Here is an 18,282-nt window from a genome sequence, read left to right on the forward strand (position 1 = left end):
CGGTCTCCTCAGGCGGCCAGATACTGATCGAGCGTGCGCGCGGCGTGGCGGATCAGGAATTCCTGATCCATCAGCTGCATCGTGTCGATGACACCGGAACGGATGCCGGTGAACGTGTCTTCCATCGTCGCGGTGTCTTCAAGCCAGGCGTTGCGGTGCAGCGCGTTGACGTGGAACTGCGCGATGCGCTCCGCGGCGTTCTGAGCGGGCCGGAAATAATTGATGCCTTCCCAGAGCGTGCGGCCGTGATCGAGCGGCCAGAACTGGTGCGTGAAGAACGACATGCCCGGATAGCCGCAGCCCGACGCGAGGTGGATCAGGAAGTTCGGGAAAATGTTGGGCAGCTCGAACTGGAAATCTGCGCGTCGGGTGGGATTGATGCCGGGCGGCAGCAAATCCGGGCGCGGGCGGTGCGGCTCGCCGCCGTGGAGCACGCCCGCAAACGCGGCGGTCGAGGCGGCGGCGTCCATGCCGGCGCCGTAGATCGCCGAGGAGGCGTGCGGTCCGATCAGCTTGAAATCGCTATGCTCGATGCCGCGGAAACCAGGCAGCGAACCTGCGTGGATCGTCGGCACGTGATAGCCTTCGGAGAAGGCGTAGAGCGCGACCTTCCAGTTGCATTCGAGCACGGTCGAATAGCGGAAGGCGGTCGTCGATTCCGCATAGGGATAGCCGCCGAAGAGATCGGCGAAATCGCCGAGATATTCGCGCAGCGTCTGCTCCGGCGCGAAGTTGATGAAGACGAAGCCTTCCCACGTGTCGCAGGCGATTTCGCGGAGGCCGAGGCAGGCTTTGTCGAGCGTGCCGAAATGCTCCTCGAGCGGAACCGAGCGCAGCGGCCCGTCGGTGCCGAACACCCAGCCGTGGAAGCGGCAGCTGACGACGCCGGCGCGGGCGCGCCCGAAGGTCTCGAAATCCGAGGTCGGCACCACCTTGTTGCCGCGGTGCGTGCAGACGTTGTGGAAAGCGCGGATCTTGCCGTCCTTGCCGCGCACGATGAGCACGGAGGCATCGGCGACCGGAAGCTCCTTCACCTTGTAATCGCCGTTTGCGGGCAGTTCCCAGCTGGTGGCGACCTTGAGCCACGTCTTCCGGAAGATCTTCTCGCGCTCGATTTCGTAGACGGCGGGATCGCGGATTGCCTCCACGGAAACCGGATCGACGCCGAGTTCATCGCGGATGGCCGCAACCGAGCGATTGAGGTGCCGCAACTGTTCCGCGCTTTTCGCGCCGGGCAGGGGGGTCACGCTCATGTCATTTCTCCTTCGTGAGACAGGCCGGTCAGGCGTCGCCGAGCGCGTCGGGCTTCGGCGACCATCCGGCCGGGTAGTGTGAAATCAGATCGGCCTGCAGTTCGAGGCGCGCGAACTGCCACCCCGCATCCGCTGCGACGGCGCGCGCGAGATAGCGCCCGCCGATCCAGTATGCGCGGCCGCTGGCGGCGGTCGCGACTTCCCAGAGCATGAAATCGACATCGGCCGCCGCGTCGTCGGCGTCGAGCGTCACCTTGGGAGAGACGAGATAGTGCAGCGTCCAGCGGAAACCCTGCTCGGCATTTCCGGCAACGCCTCCGGCGATCGCGGCGGCACCCACGAGGTCGCCGTAGCGGTCGATGCGGAACAGCGCATCATCCGTGAACAGCGGCAGCAATGCCTCCGCGGATGGGCCGGCATCGAAGGCACGGCCAAGATCACTGATCAGGGCATCGATGGCGCGCAGTGCTTCCAGCCTGCGCACGCGCTCTTCAAGCGTCGGGTTCGGCATCGCAGGGCTCCCGCGTAAGGGGGCGGGCCTCCGGGAGGGGGGAGGCCCGCCGGGGGAAGATCAGAACTTGTAACGTGCGCTCAGATACCACTCGCGCGGGCGGCCATAGACGCCTTCGGTGATACCGCCGAACGCATCCGCGTAGCCCGATCCGAGATAGACTTCCTTGGTGAGGTTCTTGACGCCGAGCGACAGACCCCAGCGCTCGCTCTCGTCGTTGAAGGCGATCGAGGCGTTCACGAGGTGATAGCCGTCCTGCACTAGCAGCGGGTTGTTGACGGCATCGTTGTAAACCCGCGAACGGTACGACCAGTCGACGCGCGGCTGGAAGCTGCCGAGGCCGGGCGCTTCGATCAGGTAGGAGATGCCCGCGCTCAGCGTCCACTTCGGTGCGTTCTGCAACTTGGTGTCGGTGGTGACACCGGCGTTCAGCGCGCGGATGTCGACCCTGCGATATTTCGCGTCGAGATAGCCGATGCCGGCCTCGATGCGGAGCGCATCCACGGGCCGCGCCTCAAGCTCAAGCTCGATGCCCTTGATGCGCGCCTTCGCGGCGTTCTGGATGATCGGTGCGAAACCCAGCGTCGGGTCGTTCACGGTGACCTGGAGATCGTCATAGTCGTTCAGGAACGCCGCGCCGTTCAGCCTGAGCGTCCGGCCCGCGAGGTCGGACTTGAAGCCGAATTCGTAGGTCGTGCTCGTTTCCGGCTTGAACGAAGGGATGAAGGCGAACGGCGGGAACACGCGCTGCGTGAAGCCGCCGCCCTTGAAGCCTTCCGAATAGGAGACGTAGGTAAGCAGTTCGGGGCTCCAGCGATAGGCAAGGCTCACCATCGGCGTCCATGCACGGTCTGTGATCGTCGCGGTCTGGCCGAGCGGACCCATAAGTGGGTCGCCGTTCTGCAGGCCCGAGCCGTCCGGATTGAACGGCTGCCCGGTCAGGAAGCCCGCTTCCACGACATACTGGTTGGCGTTGCCGAAGGTCTTTTTGTCTTCGGTCCAGCGGATGCCCGCGGTGAGGTTCAGGTTGTCGACGATCTCGTAGGTCGCCTGGCCGAAGAAGGCGAGGCTTTCGCCGTCGAGCACCGCACCGCTCAGGAACACCGCGTCGATGAGGTTGACGAGATCCTTATGGTTGCCGCTTTCGCTCGAATAATAGCCGCCGACGACCCAGTTCAGGCGCCCGTCGCCGGCCTCGCCGAGGAGCTGCAATTCCTCCGAAAACTGGTCCTGTTTCCAGTCACTGTTGGTCTGCACGATCGAGGCCGGGCTATGGTCGGAATCGCGCGTCCAGAAGCCGGTCACCTTGCGGTACGCGGTGATCGATTTCAGCGTCAGGTCGTCGGTGATCTTCCATTCGATCGTGCCGGAAATACCCCAGATGTCGACATCGGAGCCGGACTGGTAGGGCTTCGGATTGCCGTTCGCGAACACGTCCGAAATCGCGCTGAACGTGCCGCCGTGGCGATAGGGCGCCAGCGCCCACTGGCTGTTGTAGCAGCGCTGGTCGGTCAGGCGCGCGGGGTTCAGCGGATCGGCGCAGATGGCGCCTGCGCCCGAATAGGCGGCGTTCCAGGCCTGCGCGGCGGGCGCATTCTCGTCGACCCTCAGCATCACGTTCGGCGCGGAATTCTCACGCGTGCGCGATCCGTCCACGGCAAGGTCGATCGTCAGGTTGCTGGAAGGTTCAAGCCTTAGCGCGAAGCGGCCGGCAAGGTTGTCCGTATCGCCAAGGTCGGGCGCGCCGTCGACCACGCCTTTCACGTAGCCGTCGCGCTTGTGATAGAAGCCCGCAACGCTGCTGTAGATGCCCTCGGCGAGCGGCAGGTTGAGAATGCCTTTCAGCTGAACGCGGTTGTGGCTCCCCGTCGATACCTCGAAGTTGCCGCCGAGCGTGTCCGTGGGCTTCTGCGTCACCACGCTCACCGCGCCGCCGATCGTGTTGCGGCCGAACAATGTGCCCTGCGGACCGCGCAGCACTTCGATCCGCTCCACGTTCATCACGTCGAGCACGTTACCGACGCCGCGAGAGATGTAGACGCCGTCGAGATAGAGGCCGACGCCGGGGTCGGCGGAGAGCTGATAATCGTTTTGCCCAATGCCGCGGATGAAGATGGCCGCGGTTGCATTGCTCGCGGAGACCGGAACCGAACTGTTGAACTTCACGTTCGGCGTGAAATCGCCGATCTGCGTCACGGTCTCGATGCCGCGCTGCGCAAGGCCCTCGCTGGTGACGGCGGAGATCGCGATCGGCGTGTCCTGCAGCGATTCCGCGCGGCGGCGTGCTGTCACGGTGATCGTCTCAAGGCCGCCCGTGTCGGCTTCGGCCTGCGCGGGCGCAGCATCCTGTGCCAGTGCCGGGCCAGTGTTTGCGATACCGAGCAGCGATACGCCCAGCAGCAACCCGCAAGCCCCCCGCATCTTTGTTCCGGTCGCTCCGTTCATGTGTCTTTCCCCTCCTGTTGGTGCCCCGCTGTCCGGCGGCGGCGTTGTTGTTCTCACCCCGGGGCGCCCGCCGTTTCCATCCCACCGGAAACTATCCACGCGCCATCCATTGTTACTCCCAAGGCAACAACAACGCTGCGATTTCCGCTAGCCCAAGGGTGCGATCAGCAGCACCGCAGTGCGATCGAGTGCAACCTGCACTGTCGCGTTTCCGCGGCCCTGCAAGGGCGCCTTGTGCCGCTTTAGTGCGGTAACCGGCTAACAGGCTCGGCAGCGGGATAGCCGCCGGCGGCACCCTGCCGACATGATCTCTCCACGAAACGGGCCGGCTTCGGCTGGCGGCAAGCCAGGAAAGACTCATGACCAACACTGTCGAAGTGCTGCGCAGCGGGGAAACCGCCAAGGATGATCCCAACTGCTTCAACCGCCTGCACTGGGCGATCGAGCCGGTCGCGAAGGCGCGGCCGGGCGACTATATCGTCTACGAGACGCGCGACGCGTTCGACGACCAGTTCAACTTCGCGACGACGCCCGCGGAAGTCGCCGCCTGCGATCTGAACCGCGTCCACCCGATGACCGGCCCCGTCTATATCGAAGGCGCCGAGCGCGGCGACGCGCTCGCCGTCACCATCGTCGATATCGCTCCGTCCGCTTATGGCTACACGGTGATCGTGCCGGGCTTCGGCTTCCTTCGCGACATCATCCCCGGGCCGTTCATCGCCAACTGGAAGCTGGACCGTCTCTGCGCGGTCTCCGAGCAGATTCCGGGCGTGCGCATTCCGATGTGCGCGTTTCCGGGCTCCATCGGCGTGCTCCCCGGCAAGCCCGAGGTCGCCGCCGCGCTCGAACGCGAAGGCGCGCTCGCGGCGGCGGGCGGCTTCGTGCTGATGCCCGATCCCGGCCGCGCGCTTCCCGCGCATTTGTTCGCCGAGGGCGCGCCTTACGCCGCCGAGGGGCTGCGCACCGTCGCGCCCCGCGAGAACGGCGGCAACATGGACATCAAGGCCATGCAGGTCGGCACCACCATCCTCTTCCCCGTGCTCGTCGACGGCGCCGGCCTGTGGACCGGCGACATCCATTTCGCGCAGGGCGACGGCGAGGTCTGCGGCACCGCCGTCGAGATGGCGGCGCGCGTCACGCTGAAGTGCGAGGTCATCAAGGGCGGCGGCAAGAACATCGTGTTCCCGCACGTCACGGGCGGCAGCCAGCTCCGCAATACGGAGCCGGGGCGTTTTCACGCGGTGGTTGGAATGCCGGTGAAGAAGAAGGGCGAAGTGCCGCCGCATCTCGCCTATCTCGACAGCCCGAAGGTCGCCGCGCTCACCAACCTGTCCGAAGACCTGACGCTCGCCGCGCGCGATGCGCTCATCCGGATCATCGACTGGATGGTGGAGAACAAGGGGCTGACGCGCGAGCAGGCCTATGCGGTCGCCGCCGCGGCGGTGGACCTCCGCATCGGCCAGCTCGTCGATGTTCCCAACATCATCGTCTCGGCCGTGCTGCCGCTCGACATCTTCGTCGACTGAAGCGCCGGCCAAACCGAAGGAACCGAACCCATGAGCGTTGAACATCGCTGGCTGGAAAAATACCCGGAGCTGGGATCGAACCCGATCTCGACCGAACCCTACATCTCGCCCGACTGGTACGAGAAGGAACGCGAGAAGATCTTCCGCAAGGTCTGGCTGTGCGTCGGCCGCGCGAACGAATTGCCCAAGGCCGGCGACTATAAGGTGAAGCGCATCGAGGCGGCGGGAACCTCCGTGATCCTCATTCGCGGCAAGGACGGGGAGGTGAGGGCGTTCCACAACGTCTGCGCGCACCGCGGCAACACCGTCGTCACCGAACACGGGCAGGAGACGTACGGCAAGAGCCGGGCGGCGGTGATCACCTGCCGCTTCCACGGCTGGGTCTACGGCGCCGACGGTGCGCTGAGGAGCGTGCCGAGCGAGCAGCGTTTCTATTCCTGCTTCGACAAGGGGCACAACGGTCTGACGCCCGTGCACCTGTCGCTGTGGGAAGGCTTCATGTTCATCAACGTCGCCGAAACGCCGGAGACGACGCTCGGCGAATTCCTCGGCGACTATGCCGAGCATTTCCGGGGTTACCCGTTCGACAGCCTCGACTACGGCTTCACCTATCGCACCGAGCTGGAATGCAACTGGAAGGTCGCGCACGATGCGTTCGCGGAGGCGTATCACGTCGATACGATCCACGCCGGATCGTTCCCGAACGTGTTCTCCACCGGCCTCCAGAACGTGAAGCTGATGGGGCCGCACCGCACCTGCGCCGTGTGCCTGACGCTGGATGCGAAGCCGACGCCGGTGGCCGGCATCGCCAACCGCATGGCCGGCGCCAGCCTCGTTTCGCAGCGCGGCGAATCGATGCTGCCCAAAACGATCAATCCCGATCACCGCAGCGATTTCGCGTTCGAGCTGAGCGTCATCTTCCCGAACACGTTGCTGCATGTGTCGGAAGGCATCTGGTTCACGCATCAGTTCTGGCCGCTCGCGCACAACCGCACGCTGTGGGAAGGCCGCTATTACGTGAAGGCGCCGACCACCAATGCGGAGCGCTGGGCGATCGAGCACGCGATGACGCTGCAGCGCAATGCCTGGCTCGAAGACACCGCGACGATGGAGGACACGCAGCGCGCCATGCAGTCGCGCGCGAAGACGCTGCAGCATCTTCAGGACGACGAGATCCTCATCCGCCACGGCGCTGTCGTCGTCGACCAGTACGTCAACGCCTGAGCGGAGCGCGATCATGACCGAACTTACGCTGCCGCCCGCCTTCGCCGATCTCGCACCGTTCCTCGACTGGGCCTTGCCCACCGCCGACGAGCGCCAGACCAAACGTCGCCATGCTAGCCGAGAGGGGCTAAAGGCGTTCTACGACGCACTGCTGCCAAGGCTGGAGGCGATCCTCGCCGAGGTTGACAAATATCCGCTGGGCGGCCTGCCGGAGAGCCATCACGCCATCTACGACATGGCGCTCGCGCTCGCCGAGGTCGCTCCGCATGTCGAGCTCTACGGCGGCTCGCCCGGCGTGCCCTATGCGTTCGAGGAAGGCCGCTTCATCGCCGTGCATGGTGCGCAGCCGACATGGCGCGGACTGCACCCGATGGCGGGCATCTGAGTATGGCGGTTTCGGCCGAGGCGCGTCTGGCACGGCTGGAAGCGCGCGCCGAAATCGGCGACCTCGTCGCGCGCTATGCGCACGGGGCGGATCGCGGCAACGATCCCGCGATCATGCGCACGCTCTTCACGCCGGATGCGACATGGTCGGCGGCGGGTTTCGCGGCGCTCGAAGGTCGCGAGGCGATCACCAAGGGGCTTGCGGAAATCGCGGCATCGCGCGTGCTGTGGTCGATCCATTTCATGGTGTCGCCGCACATCGTGCTCGCGCCCGACGGAAGATCGGCGCGGTGCCATTGGTATCTTTGGGAACTGTGCACCATGGCCGGGGACGCGGGTCAGCGGGATGAATGGCTCGGCGGATGGTACGACAGTGAAGCGGAGTGGACTGAGGACGGATGGAAATTCAGGAATGTGTGTCTGGAGATACGGCTCCAGGGCGAAGCGAACCCGCCATGGTATCTGAAGCAGCCGGTCGCGCGGTGAGTGTGCGTCTTTGCGCTGTCGGCGACATCGCCGAGGGTGAGATACTGCGCGTCGATCTCGAAGATGGCCGCGCGCTCGCCGTCTATCATCTGGAGGGCGCGTTCTACGCCACGGACGATCTCTGCACGCACGGCGACGCGTCGCTTGCGGAAGGGGAGATCGAGGGTTGCAACATCCTCTGTCCGTTCCATCTCGGCAGCTTCGACATCCGCACCGGCGAGCCCACGGGCGCGCCCTGTTCGGTCGCGCTCCGGACCTACGCGGTGACGGTCGAGGACGGCGAGGTCCTGCTCGCCTCCTGATTCAGCTGCTCAGGCGTTTCAGCGTGCAGGAAGGCCGTTCGCCGAAGCGGTCGTGATAATCGCGCGCGAACTTCGACAGGTGCGTGAAGCCGCAGGCGAGCGCGACGTCGGTAACGGAAAGCCCGAGATCGGCGCCGGCCTTCAGCTGCCGGTGCGCGAGGTCGAGCCGGTGGTTCTTGAGATACGCCATCGGCGTCGTGTCGCGGAAACGCCGGAACCCGGCATGAAGCGACCGCGCGCTGACGCCCGAAACATCGATCATCTCGCCGAGCGTGATCGGGTCGCGCGCGTGCTCGCGCACGAACTCCTCCACGCGGCGCACATAATAGGGCGCCGGTCCCGAAGGCGGCGCATCGAACAGGTCGGAATGATTGTGCGGCACGGCGGCGAGCAGCAGCCGCTCCAGCGTTTCCTCCACGGAGCCGCAGGCGCGTGCGTGCGTATAGCCGGTGGCGCCGGTATCGAGCCCGTCGCAAACCGTGCGCACGAGCTGCGCGAACGCCGCCGCCGCGCCCTGCAGCCGCACGGGACGCGGCGAAAAGCGCAGGTCGCCGGGGCGAAAGCCCAGCTCCTGTGCCAGCACGGCCTCAAGGCCGCTTTTCGGAATCTTCACGGTGAAGTGCTTGTAGCCCTCGCCGAAGACCTGCCGGACCTTCGCGTCCGGGCTGATCACGCACATTTCGCCGGGATGCAGTTCGAACGTATTCTTGTCCTGCACGATCTGCGCGACGCCCAGCAGCGAGAACTGTACGAGATAGAGCGCATCCATCGGCGGGATGTTGACGACGACGCGGCCATAGGGATTGCCGTAGTCGGTCGCGTTGAAGGTCAGCGACCGCAGCGCTGCCTGATGATGCCGGAACGCGAGCGGCGGTACGCCGCCTTCGATCCGGAGGTCGTGCGGGCAGAACATCGCGCTCATGTGCTGATGCACCTCGTCGATGTCGTTCGTCACCAGCCTTGCCCGCTCTGCGAGCGGCAGCCCGTCGCCCGCCCAGCGGCGGGCCGTCTCCACATCCGTGATCAACATGCTCCCACCTCCGCTTGGCCTGTTTCCCGGCCTCTCCCGCCTGGCAGCATTTCGCACATTGCCCCTGCGATCAAGCGACGATTCGATGCGCCGGCCGCTGGCATGATCCGCGCTTGCACTGGCCCTGCGCTCCCCCGTCTCAGGTATCGAAGCGCGGGCGTCCGGCAGGCCCGGAAGTTGCGCGTCACCGGTTCGATATCCTCTGCAGAAGCTGCGTCCCGCGGGGTTCCCTGTCCAATACCCATTCGCCCGATCACCAGACCTGTAGGGTATCGTCATGTCCCGGCTGCCGATGGACGCACCCGCGCGGGTTCAGATGCCCCCTGCGAAATCCGCACTCAGCGTCCACCCGCTGCGGGGCGGGGATAGTGGGCGTCCGGCTTCTCCCGCACGGTGGACGGTATCAGAAAACATGGGGAGACGCGTTCTGGACACGATGCTGCCTCTGGCGCCTCAGCCGCGATGATCGAGGGGCCGTTATCGGTCGATGCTGGCCTGGCCGTGCCCGGCATAGAGCGCCTCGCTGATCGCCACGAGCTGCCCAAGCTCCGGCGAAACGTCTCCGGCGCGGTGGATCATCATGATCGGCGAGTGCGCGGGGCTGTCGACGATCGGCACGTAGGCGACGTCGTCGCGTTTCATGCGCTGCACCGATGCGGGCACGATGCTGAACCCGACATGCGCCGCGACAAGCCCGATCGCCGTCTGTACCTCGCGCACCTCGCGCACGATGCGCGGCTGCAGCCCGAGATCGTGGAAGATGCCGAGCACCTGATCGGCGTAGCTCGGCCGTGCCGGTCGCGGATAGACGATCAGCGGTTCGCCGAGCAGTGCCTCAAGGTGAACGGGTCCGCCGCCCGCAAGCGGATGATCGATCGGCATCACCGCCACCAGCGGCTCCTCCGCGAGCACGATCCGGCGGATCGCGGCATCCTCGAAGCGCAGGCGGCCGAAGCCGGCGTCGATGCGTCCGTCCTTCAGTGCGGCGATTTGTTCGATGGTCGAAAGCTCGATCACGGAAACGTCGCTGCGCGCCGCGCATTCGCGGAAACGCCGGATCACTTCTGGCAGCAGGCCGTAGAGCGTCGAGCCGACGAAGCCGATAACGAAACGCTTGCGGCCTTTGCCAGCCTGATCCCGCAGCACCTCGCGTATCCGGTCGACTCCGGCGAGCACCTGCACGGCCTGTTCGTAGAGCAGGCGCCCCGCCTCGGTCAGGCGGATGGGCCGCGCCTCGCGGTCGAACAGGTCGACGCCGAGTTCCTCCTCCAGCTGGCGGACCTGTCGGCTGAGCGGCGGCTGCGCGATGTTCAGCCGTTCGGCCGCGCGCGTGAAGTTCCGTTCGTTGGCGACCGCAACGAAGTAGCGCAGGTGCCTCAGCTCCATTCGATACCTTTCAGGTCTCGCGGCTTACCGAGACGGTCGTTTACGCCGCACGGTGCAATACCTACCAAATGGCGGAAGTCATGCAATATGGAAGGGTCATTGCTTTGCTGACGATCGAAAAGATCGATACCTGGATTGTCGATGTGCCGACAATCCGCCCGCACGTCCTGTCGATGACGGCGATTCGAAGCCAGGCGATGGTGATCGTTCGCGTGCACTGTTCGGATGGCATCGTCGGGCTCGGCGAGGGCACCACGATCGGCGGCCTCAGCTACGGTGACGAGAGCCCGGAAGGCATCAAGCTTGCCATCGATACCTATTTCGCGCCGCTGCTCTTGGGTGCTGCGGCTGACTCTCCGGCGATGGCGATGGCGCTGGTTCGCAAGCACGTCGTCGGCAATCATTTTGCAAAGAACGCGGTGGAAACCGCGCTGCTCGATGCCGCCGCGCAGCGCGCGGGCCTACCGCTCAGCGAACTCCTCGGCGGACGTGTCCGCGATACGCTTCCCGTGCTGTGGACGCTGGCGAGCGGCGTCACCGAAACCGACATCGAAGAGGCCGAAGCGATGCTCGAAGCGCGTCGGCACCGGATCTTCAAGCTGAAGATCGGCAAGCGTGACGTCGAGGCGGACGTCGCGCACGTCCGCGCGATCAAGCAGGCGCTCGGCGATCGCGCCAGCGTCCGCGTGGATATCAATCAGGCTTGGGACGAGCAGACTGCGCGCCGGGGCATCGCGATGCTCGCGGAGGCGGGCGTCGATCTCGTCGAGCAGCCGCTGCCGCGTGCCAACCGCGCCGGGATGCAACGGCTGACCGCACGCTCGGAAGTCCCGATCATGGCCGACGAGGCGCTGCAGGGCCCCGCTGACGCGCTCGATTTCGCGCGGCGCCATGCGGCAGACGTGTTCTCGGTGAAGGCGCCGCAGGCGGGCGGGCTTCATGCCGCCGCAAAGGTCGCCGCCATCGCCGAAGCTGCCGATATCGCCGTTTACGGTGGCACCATGCTCGAAGGCGGTGTCGGCACCATCGCCGCCGCGCATCTCTGCGCCACCTTCGTCGCCCTGCCGTGGGGAACCGAGCTGTTCGGGCCGCTGCTCCTCACTGAGGAGATTCTGGAAACGCCGCCGCTCTACGCCGATTTCGAGCTCGCCGTGCCCCGCGGCCCCGGCCTCGGCATCGCGCTCGATCTCGAAAAGATCGCGTTCTTTCGCCGGGACGCGCAGCCGCGTCCAACCCTCAGCATCGTAGCAGCGGAGAAAGCCTGATGCTCTTCCAGGTGGAAATGCACGTGCGTGTGCCGGACACAGTCGACCCGGCGCGTTTTGATGCGCTCAAGGCCGAGGAAAAGGCCCGCGCCGAGGCGCTGCAGAAAAGCGGCAAGTGGCGGCATCTTTGGCGCCACGCCGGGCAGTACGCGAACACCAGCATCTTCGATGTGGAAAGCAATGCGGAGCTTCACGAGCTTCTCGTCGGGCTGCCGCTGTTTCCGTTCATGGAAATCCGGGTGACGCCGCTTTGCCGGCACCCGTCCTCCATCCACGCGGACGATCGCTGAGTTTCCTGAATCCAGAACACCAAGGGGAGAGATGACATGGGTTCCGAACTGGTCCAGAGCGCCGAAATGCAGGCCTATCTCGATCGCATCGCCGGCCTCGGTGATACGGGCGGCGATGCGCGCACCAAGTCCATCGTTCGCCGGATCGTCTCCGATCTCTTCACGACAATCGATGATTTCGATGTCAGCGCCGAAGAGTTCTGGCACGCGCTGCATTTCATGCAGCAGGCCGCGCCCGAATTCGGCCTGATCGCCCCCGGTCTCGGCTTCGATCACTTCCTCGACGTGCGCATGGACATTGCCGATCGCGCGGCGGGCATTTCCGGCGGCACGCCGCGCACGATTGAAGGGCCGCTCTATGTGCCCGGCGCACCCATCGAAAAGGGCCGCGCGCGTCTTGATGACGGCAGCGACGCGGGCGAGGTGTTGATCATGCGCGGGCAGGTGCGCGATGCACGCGGCAAGCCGGTTGCAGGCGCGATCGTGGACGTGTGGCACGCCAACACGAAGGGCGCCTATTCGACCTTCGATCCCTCGCAGGCGTCCTACAACAACCGCCGCCGGATCGAGACGGATGCCGACGGACGCTACGTATTCCGCAGCGTCATCCCCTCCGGCTACAGCGTGCCGCCGCAGGGCAGCACCGACCAGTTGCTGCAGGCGATCGGGCGGCATGGAAACCGGCCCGCGCACATTCATTTCTTCGTGTCGGCCCCCGGCCATCGCCATCTGACGACGCAGATCAACATCAAGGGCGATCCTTATCTCTACGATGATTTCGCCTTCGCCACGCACAACGATCTCATCCCCGAAGTCGTGCGCCGCGAGGATCCGGAAGCGATCCACGCCGAGCAGCTCAACGGACCGTTCAGCGAGATCGATTTCGATTTCGTGCTGCACGACGCGGCGGAAAGCACGGAAGCTGAATTGATGGCGCGGCACCGCGCCCCGGCGCAGGCGGCCTGATGAAAGGCAAGGTCTTCTCTGGTCCCGAGGCGGCGCTGGAAGGTGTGCTGTTCGATGGCATGACGATCATGTCGGGCGGCTTCGGCCTCACCGGCAATCCGGAGAACCTGATCGCCGCGCTCCGCGCCTCCGGCGTTAAGGGATTGACGATCGTTTCCAACAATTGCGGTGCTGACGGCTTCGGCCTGTGGACGCTGCTCGCGAACGGCCAGATCGCCAAGATGATCTCGTCGTACATCGGCGAGAACAAGCTGTTCGAGCAGCTCTATCTCGACGGGAAGCTGGAACTGGAACTCGTCCCGCAGGGGACGCTCGCCGAGCGCATCCGCGCAGGCGGCGCGGGCATTCCCGCTTTCTTCACGGCAACCGGCGTCGGCACCGTCGTTGCCGAAGGCAAGCCGACCGAGGTGTTCGAAGGCCGCCGCTATGTGATGGAGCGCTGGCTGAGGGCAGACCTCGCCATCGTCCGCGCGTGGAAGGGCGATCCCGAAGGCAATCTCGTGTTCCGGAAAACCGCGCGCAACTTCAACCCCGTCATGGCCACCGCCGCGAAGGTGACGATCGCCGAGGTCGAGCATCTGGTCCCGGCGGGTTCCATCGCCGCCGACGAGGTGCACACGCCCGGCATCTATGTGGACCGGATCGTCGAGGGCAGGCGGTACGAGAGGCGCATCGAAAAGTTGACCACGCGCCCGCGTCCGGTGGCCGCCTGATGCCCTGGACCCGCGAACAGATGGCCGCGCGCGCCGCGCAGGAGCTTGCCGACGGCGACTACGTCAATCTCGGCATCGGTATCCCGACGCTCGTCGCGAATTTCATTCCGCCCGGTATCAGCGTGACGCTGCAAAGCGAGAACGGGATGCTCGGCATGGGGCCGTATCCCTATGAAGGCGAGGAGGATGCCGATCTCGTCAACGCCGGCAAGGAAACGATCACCGAACTCCCGACCTCCAGCTTTTTCTCGTCCGTAGAGAGTTTCGCGATGATTCGCGGTGGCCACATCGATCTCGCGATCCTTGGCGCAATGCAGGTCGGCGCGCGCGGCGACATCGCCAACTGGACGATTCCGGGCAAGATGCTGAAGGGCATGGGCGGCGCGATGGATCTCGTCGCGGGCGTCCGCCGCGTCGTCGTGGTGATGGAACATTGCAGCCGCAGCGGCGAACCCAAGATCCTGCCGGAATGCACGTTGCCGCTCACCGGCATCGGTGTCGTCGATCTCATCATCACCGATCTCGGCGTTCTCGCCTGCGACAAGGCGAACGGCGGGCTCACCCTGGTGGAGTGCGCGCCCGGCGTGACCGCCGCCGAAATCCTTGAGCGCACAGGCGCACCCATTCGGAGGACCGCATGACGACCGGTATCGCAACGCTCGGCGACGGCTGCCGCATCGCGTGGGCGCTCGATGGGCCGGAGGGTGCCCCGGTCCTCATGTTGTCGAACTCGCTCGGCACCACGATGGAGATGTGGCGGCCGCAGCTTGCCGCGTTCGCCGCTCGTTTCCGTATCCTGCGCTACGACACGCGCGGTCACGGCCGTTCCGATGCGCCGCCGGGCGGCTACGGCCTCGATCGTCTCGGTCGCGATGCCGTCGAGCTTCTGGATGCCCTCGGGATCGATCACGTCCATTTCTGCGGCTTGTCGCTTGGCGGCATGACCGGGCAATGGCTCGGCGCCCGCGCCCCCGATCGCATCGACCGGCTCATCCTCGCCAACACCGCCGCCGTCATGGGCCCGCCATCGGCATGGGACACGCGGATCGTGACGGTTCGGCAGCAGGGAATGGCGGCACTCACAGACGCCATCCTCGAACGCTGGTTCACGCCGGAATTCCGCGCCGTGCCGGAAAGGACCAGCTTCGTCCGCGACCAGCTGCTCGCGACCGATCCGGCAGGCTACGCCGGCTGCTGCGCTGCCATCCGCGACATGGACCTGCGACCGCTGCTCAACTGGATCGCGGCGCCGACGCTCGTCATCACCGGTAGCCGCGACCCCGCGACACCCCCCGCCGACAGTGCGCTCATCGTGGAGGCGATCCCCGGCGCACGGCAGGTCATGCTCAATGCCGCGCACCTCTCCAATGTCGAACAGCCGGAAGCCTTCAGCACCGCCGTCCTCGACTTTCTGGATTGAAGCGGCGTTCTCCCGATTGACATATCCCGTTTGGAAAATGATGATCCTGATCAGGATTGTTTCCGGGGATGGGTCAGGGAGGCGCGCGATGAAGGCAGCACTGGTTTTGGGCGTGGCGCTTGCCGCCGGTTTCGGGCCGGTCGTGGCGGCGCGGGCGGAGGCGCCGGCCGAAGCCAGCAAGGTCGAGATGCGCTGGGGCGAGCGAATCCCGCTGCGCGACGGCGTCAAGCTCAGCGCCACCGTGTACCTGCCGAAGGGACAGGCGGCGCCCGCGCCCTGCATCTTCACGCTGACGCCCTACATCGCCCAGAGCTACCACGACCGCGGCGTCTATTTCGCGGCGCACGGCCTGCCGTTCCTCACCGTCGACGTGCGCGGACGCGGCAACTCCGAAGGCGAATTCCGTCCCCTCATCCAGGAGGCGAAGGACGGTCACGACGTCGTCGAATGGCTCGCGAAACAGCCCTATTGCAACGGCAAGGTCTCGATGTGGGGCGGCTCCTACGCCGGGTACAACCAGTGGGCGACCGCGAAGGAAGCCCCGCCGCATCTCGCCACCATCGTCCCCGTCGCCTCGCCCTATCCCGGCGCCGATTTCCCGGCGCGCAACAACATCGCCTACCCCTATCTGATGCAATGGCTGACCTTCACGGACGGCAAGGCCTCGCAGGCGAACATCTTCGGCGATGCCGCCTTCTGGGCATCGATCGCCCGCGAACGCTTCGAGGAGGGCGAGGCGTTCAGCACGCTGCCCCGCATCTTCGGCGGCGAGCATAAGACGCTCGTCGAGTGGATTTCGCACGCCGCCGTCGATGCGTGGTACGACAGCTACGCGCCCACACCCGAGCAGTTCCGCGCGTTTGACATGCCGATCCTCACCATCACCGGCAGCTACGATGGCGACCAGCCCGGCGCCTTCGAATTCTACAAGACGCACATGAAGCTGGGCTCCGAGAAGGCGCGCGCGAACCACTATCTGATCGTCGGGCCGTGGGACCACGCGGGCACGCGCACGCCGCAGGCGAGCGTCGGCGGGCTGACCTTCGGCCCTGCAAGCCTCGTCGACCTGCCGAAGCTGCATGTCCAGTGGTACAACTGGGCGATGGCCGGGGGCGCGAAGCCGGACTTCCTGCAAAAGCGCGTCGCCTATTACGTGATGGGCGCCGAACGCTGGCGCTACGCGGACACGCTGGAGGGCGTGACCGCCGAGGAGAAGCCGTACTTCCTCGATTCCACCGCCAACGCCAACCGCGTGATGGCGTCGGGATCGCTCTCACCGGCATCAGCCGGCAAGGGCAGCGCCGACAGCTATGTTTACGATCCCCGCGACGTGTCGGGCGCGGCGCTGGAAGCGGGCCTCGACCCGAGCCTCCTCACCGACCAGACGCTGGTACTCGCGGCCGACGGCAAGCAGCTCGTCTATCACAGCGCGGCCTTCGACAAGCCCACCGAAGTCTCCGGCTTCTTCCGCCTGTCCGCGTGGATCTCGATCGATCAGCCGGACACGGACTTTCAAGCCTCGGTCTACGAGATCACCCCCGATGGCGGCAGCATCCTGCTGACGAACGACATCCTCCGCGCGCGCTACCGCGAGTCGCTGCGCGAAGCGAAGCTCGTCACCTCAAAGGCGCCACTGCGCTACGATTTCAACCGCTTCACCTTCGTGTCGCGGCAGATCGCGAAGGGCAGCCGCCTTCGCCTCGTCGTCGGGCCGATCAACTCGATCAACACGCAGAAGAACTACAATTCGGGCGGCGTGGTTGCGGACGAAACCATGGCGGATGCGCGGTCGGTGACGGTGAAGCTGCTCCACGACAAGGTGCACCCGAGCGCGCTCTACATCCCGTTCGGTCAGCCCGAGTAGGCGCTCAGCGCGCGTTCTGCTTTGCGAACCACGGTTCGAGCAGCGCGATGGCGCGCTCCACCCGGTCGGTTGAAACCGCGAAGCTGAAGCGCATGAAGTGGTGGCCTTCCACCGGATCGAAATCGATGCCGGGCGCCGTGGCGATGCCGGTGTCTTCAAGGATGCGCATACAGAAGGCCATCGCGTCGTCGGTCAGGTGGCTGATGTCGGCGTAGATGTAGAAAGCCCCGTCCGGCGGCGCGATGCGGCGCAGCCCCATTTTCGGCAGCGCCTCCAGCAACAGGTCGCGGTTCCGCGTGTAGGTCGCGATATGGCCTTCCAGCTCGTCGCGGCACTCGAAGGCGGTGAGCCCGGCGTGCTGCGCGAGCGACGGCGGCGTCAGGAACAGGTTGCCCATGCGCGCCCGCGCCGCGCCGATCAGCTCCGGCGGCACAACCAGCCAGCCGAGCCGCCAGCCCGCCATGCTGAAGTATTTGGAGAAGCTGTTGACGACCAGTGTGTCGGCCGAGAACTCCAGCATCGAGTGCGCCGGACCCACGTAGCTGATGCCGTGATAAATCTCGTCGGAGATGATGCGGATACCGCGGCGGCGGCACACCTCGGTGATTGCGGCGAGTTCGTCTTTCGGGATGATCGTGCCCGTGGGGTTGGCCGGACTCGCGACGATCAGGCCTTCAGGTGCGGGCTCCAAAGCCTCGATCGCGGCGGCGGTGATCTGGTAGCGCTCCGCCTCGCCGCAGGGCAGCTCCACCGGCACCATGTGCAGCGCCTTCAGCGTGTTGCGATAGGCGACATAGCCTGGCCGCGCCAGCGCGACGCGCGCGCCGGGGTCGAACAGGCAGGAGAGCGCCATCACGAAGGCGGGGGAGGCGCCGCACGTGAGGATGATCTGCTCGGGATCGAGCGAGACGCCGTAGGTTTCCTGATAGTGCCGCGCGATGCGCGTTTTGAGCGGGATGCTTTCCCAATAGCCCATGCCGTCGGTGTCGAGCACCTTGTGCGCCCCGGCGATCGCCTCTGCGGGCGCGCCGGTTGAAGGCTGGCCGAACTCCATGTGGATGACCTGCCGCCCCTCCGCAGAAAGGCGGTGGGCAAGGCGGCTTATGGCAATGGCGTGAAAGGGATCGATCTCGGCAGTCATGGTTTCCGGTTAGTGGGGTGCGGAGACGCCTGCAAGGGGCCTGTGATCGCTGTCCGGGCTTGCAAAGTGCATCTGT

Annotated in this window: 18 protein-coding genes; 12 read left to right on the top strand and 6 right to left on the bottom strand. The window is 65.7% G+C overall.

Annotation, left to right across the window (positions count from 1 at the left end):
• Positions 1-8: 8 nt before the first annotated feature.
• From ACFQ00_RS05925 to ACFQ00_RS05935, 3 genes are read right to left on the bottom strand one after another with little or no spacing between them, the layout of a single operon-like run.
• Positions 9-1,253, bottom strand: a complete 1,245-nt coding sequence (locus tag ACFQ00_RS05925; protein ID WP_381487580.1) for an aromatic ring-hydroxylating oxygenase subunit alpha — start codon at positions 1,251-1,253, stop codon at positions 9-11.
• A 28-nt stretch (positions 1,254-1,281) separates the two neighbouring features.
• On the bottom strand, positions 1,282-1,764 hold the full coding sequence (locus ACFQ00_RS05930; RefSeq protein ID WP_381487583.1) for a nuclear transport factor 2 family protein: 483 nt from the start codon (positions 1,762-1,764) through the stop codon (positions 1,282-1,284).
• A 60-nt stretch (positions 1,765-1,824) separates the two neighbouring features.
• Positions 1,825-4,209, bottom strand: coding sequence for a TonB-dependent receptor (locus ACFQ00_RS05935; RefSeq protein ID WP_381487585.1), 2,385 nt, complete (start codon positions 4,207-4,209; stop codon positions 1,825-1,827).
• Between the two features lie 359 nt (positions 4,210-4,568).
• Here ACFQ00_RS05935 and ACFQ00_RS05940 point away from each other — a divergent pair, with 359 nt between their 5' ends.
• The 5 genes from ACFQ00_RS05940 to ACFQ00_RS05960 are packed head-to-tail and all read left to right on the top strand — an operon-like array spanning position 4,569 to position 8,131.
• Positions 4,569-5,735 (top strand): acetamidase/formamidase family protein, encoded by a 1,167-nt coding sequence (locus tag ACFQ00_RS05940; RefSeq protein WP_381487588.1) that lies wholly within the window; start codon positions 4,569-4,571, stop codon positions 5,733-5,735.
• A 30-nt stretch (positions 5,736-5,765) separates the two neighbouring features.
• Positions 5,766-6,959, top strand: a complete 1,194-nt coding sequence (locus ACFQ00_RS05945) for an aromatic ring-hydroxylating oxygenase subunit alpha (RefSeq protein WP_381487591.1) — start codon at positions 5,766-5,768, stop codon at positions 6,957-6,959.
• Positions 6,960-6,972: 13 nt separating this feature from the next.
• A complete protein-coding gene (locus ACFQ00_RS05950) occupies positions 6,973-7,344 on the top strand; it encodes a hypothetical protein (protein ID WP_381487594.1) in 372 nt (123 codons plus the stop codon).
• On the top strand, positions 7,311-7,829 hold the full coding sequence (locus ACFQ00_RS05955; RefSeq protein WP_381487597.1) for a nuclear transport factor 2 family protein: 519 nt from the start codon (positions 7,311-7,313) through the stop codon (positions 7,827-7,829). Before ACFQ00_RS05950 ends, ACFQ00_RS05955 begins: the two co-directional genes overlap by 34 nt.
• The gene (locus tag ACFQ00_RS05960) at positions 7,799-8,131 is read left to right on the top strand and encodes a non-heme iron oxygenase ferredoxin subunit (protein WP_381487600.1); all 333 of its coding nucleotides are present in this window, start codon (positions 7,799-7,801) and stop codon (positions 8,129-8,131) included. Before ACFQ00_RS05955 ends, ACFQ00_RS05960 begins: the two co-directional genes overlap by 31 nt.
• Position 8,132: 1 nt before the next feature.
• Here ACFQ00_RS05960 and ACFQ00_RS05965 read toward each other — a convergent pair whose 3' ends face one another.
• Together ACFQ00_RS05965 and ACFQ00_RS05970 are read right to left on the bottom strand one after the other, a co-directional pair.
• A complete protein-coding gene (locus tag ACFQ00_RS05965) occupies positions 8,133-9,161 on the bottom strand; it encodes an AraC family transcriptional regulator (RefSeq protein WP_381487603.1) in 1,029 nt (342 codons plus the stop codon).
• 477 nt (positions 9,162-9,638) lie between these two features.
• Entirely contained in the window at positions 9,639-10,547 is a 909-nt protein-coding gene (locus ACFQ00_RS05970; RefSeq protein WP_381487606.1) for a LysR family transcriptional regulator, read from the bottom strand.
• Positions 10,548-10,627: 80 nt separating this feature from the next.
• Here ACFQ00_RS05970 and ACFQ00_RS05975 point away from each other — a divergent pair, with 80 nt between their 5' ends.
• The 7 genes from ACFQ00_RS05975 to ACFQ00_RS06005 all read left to right on the top strand — a co-directional run bounded on the left by ACFQ00_RS05975 (position 10,628) and on the right by ACFQ00_RS06005 (position 17,065).
• Positions 10,628-11,812 (top strand): muconate/chloromuconate family cycloisomerase, encoded by a 1,185-nt coding sequence (locus tag ACFQ00_RS05975; RefSeq protein WP_381487609.1) that lies wholly within the window; start codon positions 10,628-10,630, stop codon positions 11,810-11,812.
• Positions 11,812-12,102, top strand: a complete 291-nt coding sequence (gene catC, locus ACFQ00_RS05980) for a muconolactone Delta-isomerase (RefSeq protein WP_374593921.1) — start codon at positions 11,812-11,814, stop codon at positions 12,100-12,102. The genes ACFQ00_RS05975 and catC overlap by 1 nt, the downstream gene beginning before the upstream one ends.
• A gap of 36 nt (positions 12,103-12,138) precedes the next feature.
• On the top strand, positions 12,139-13,068 hold the full coding sequence (gene catA / locus ACFQ00_RS05985) for a catechol 1,2-dioxygenase (RefSeq protein ID WP_381487612.1): 930 nt from the start codon (positions 12,139-12,141) through the stop codon (positions 13,066-13,068).
• A complete protein-coding gene (locus tag ACFQ00_RS05990) occupies positions 13,068-13,781 on the top strand; it encodes a CoA transferase subunit A (protein ID WP_381487614.1) in 714 nt (237 codons plus the stop codon). Before catA ends, ACFQ00_RS05990 begins: the two co-directional genes overlap by 1 nt.
• Positions 13,781-14,422 carry a 3-oxoacid CoA-transferase subunit B gene (locus ACFQ00_RS05995; protein ID WP_381487616.1) on the top strand — a complete coding sequence of 214 codons (642 nt, stop codon included), beginning with the start codon at positions 13,781-13,783 and terminating at the stop codon, positions 14,420-14,422. The genes ACFQ00_RS05990 and ACFQ00_RS05995 overlap by 1 nt, the downstream gene beginning before the upstream one ends.
• Positions 14,419-15,201: a 3-oxoadipate enol-lactonase gene (gene pcaD / locus ACFQ00_RS06000; RefSeq protein WP_381487618.1), complete on the top strand. Its 783-nt coding sequence runs from the start codon at positions 14,419-14,421 to the stop codon at positions 15,199-15,201. Before ACFQ00_RS05995 ends, pcaD begins: the two co-directional genes overlap by 4 nt.
• A gap of 88 nt (positions 15,202-15,289) precedes the next feature.
• A complete protein-coding gene (locus ACFQ00_RS06005; protein ID WP_381487621.1) occupies positions 15,290-17,065 on the top strand; it encodes a CocE/NonD family hydrolase in 1,776 nt (591 codons plus the stop codon).
• Between the two features lie 4 nt (positions 17,066-17,069).
• On the opposite strand, the gene ACFQ00_RS06010 is transcribed toward ACFQ00_RS06005, so the two are convergent.
• Complete coding sequence (locus tag ACFQ00_RS06010; protein ID WP_381487624.1) at positions 17,070-18,206, bottom strand: aminotransferase class I/II-fold pyridoxal phosphate-dependent enzyme; 1,137 nt, start codon at positions 18,204-18,206, stop codon at positions 17,070-17,072.
• Positions 18,207-18,282: the final 76 nt, after the last annotated feature.

The sequence above is a fragment of the Sphingosinicella xenopeptidilytica genome (genome assembly GCF_042676985.1).
GTDB classification, from domain to species: domain Bacteria; phylum Pseudomonadota; class Alphaproteobacteria; order Sphingomonadales; family Sphingomonadaceae; genus Sphingosinicella; species Sphingosinicella xenopeptidilytica.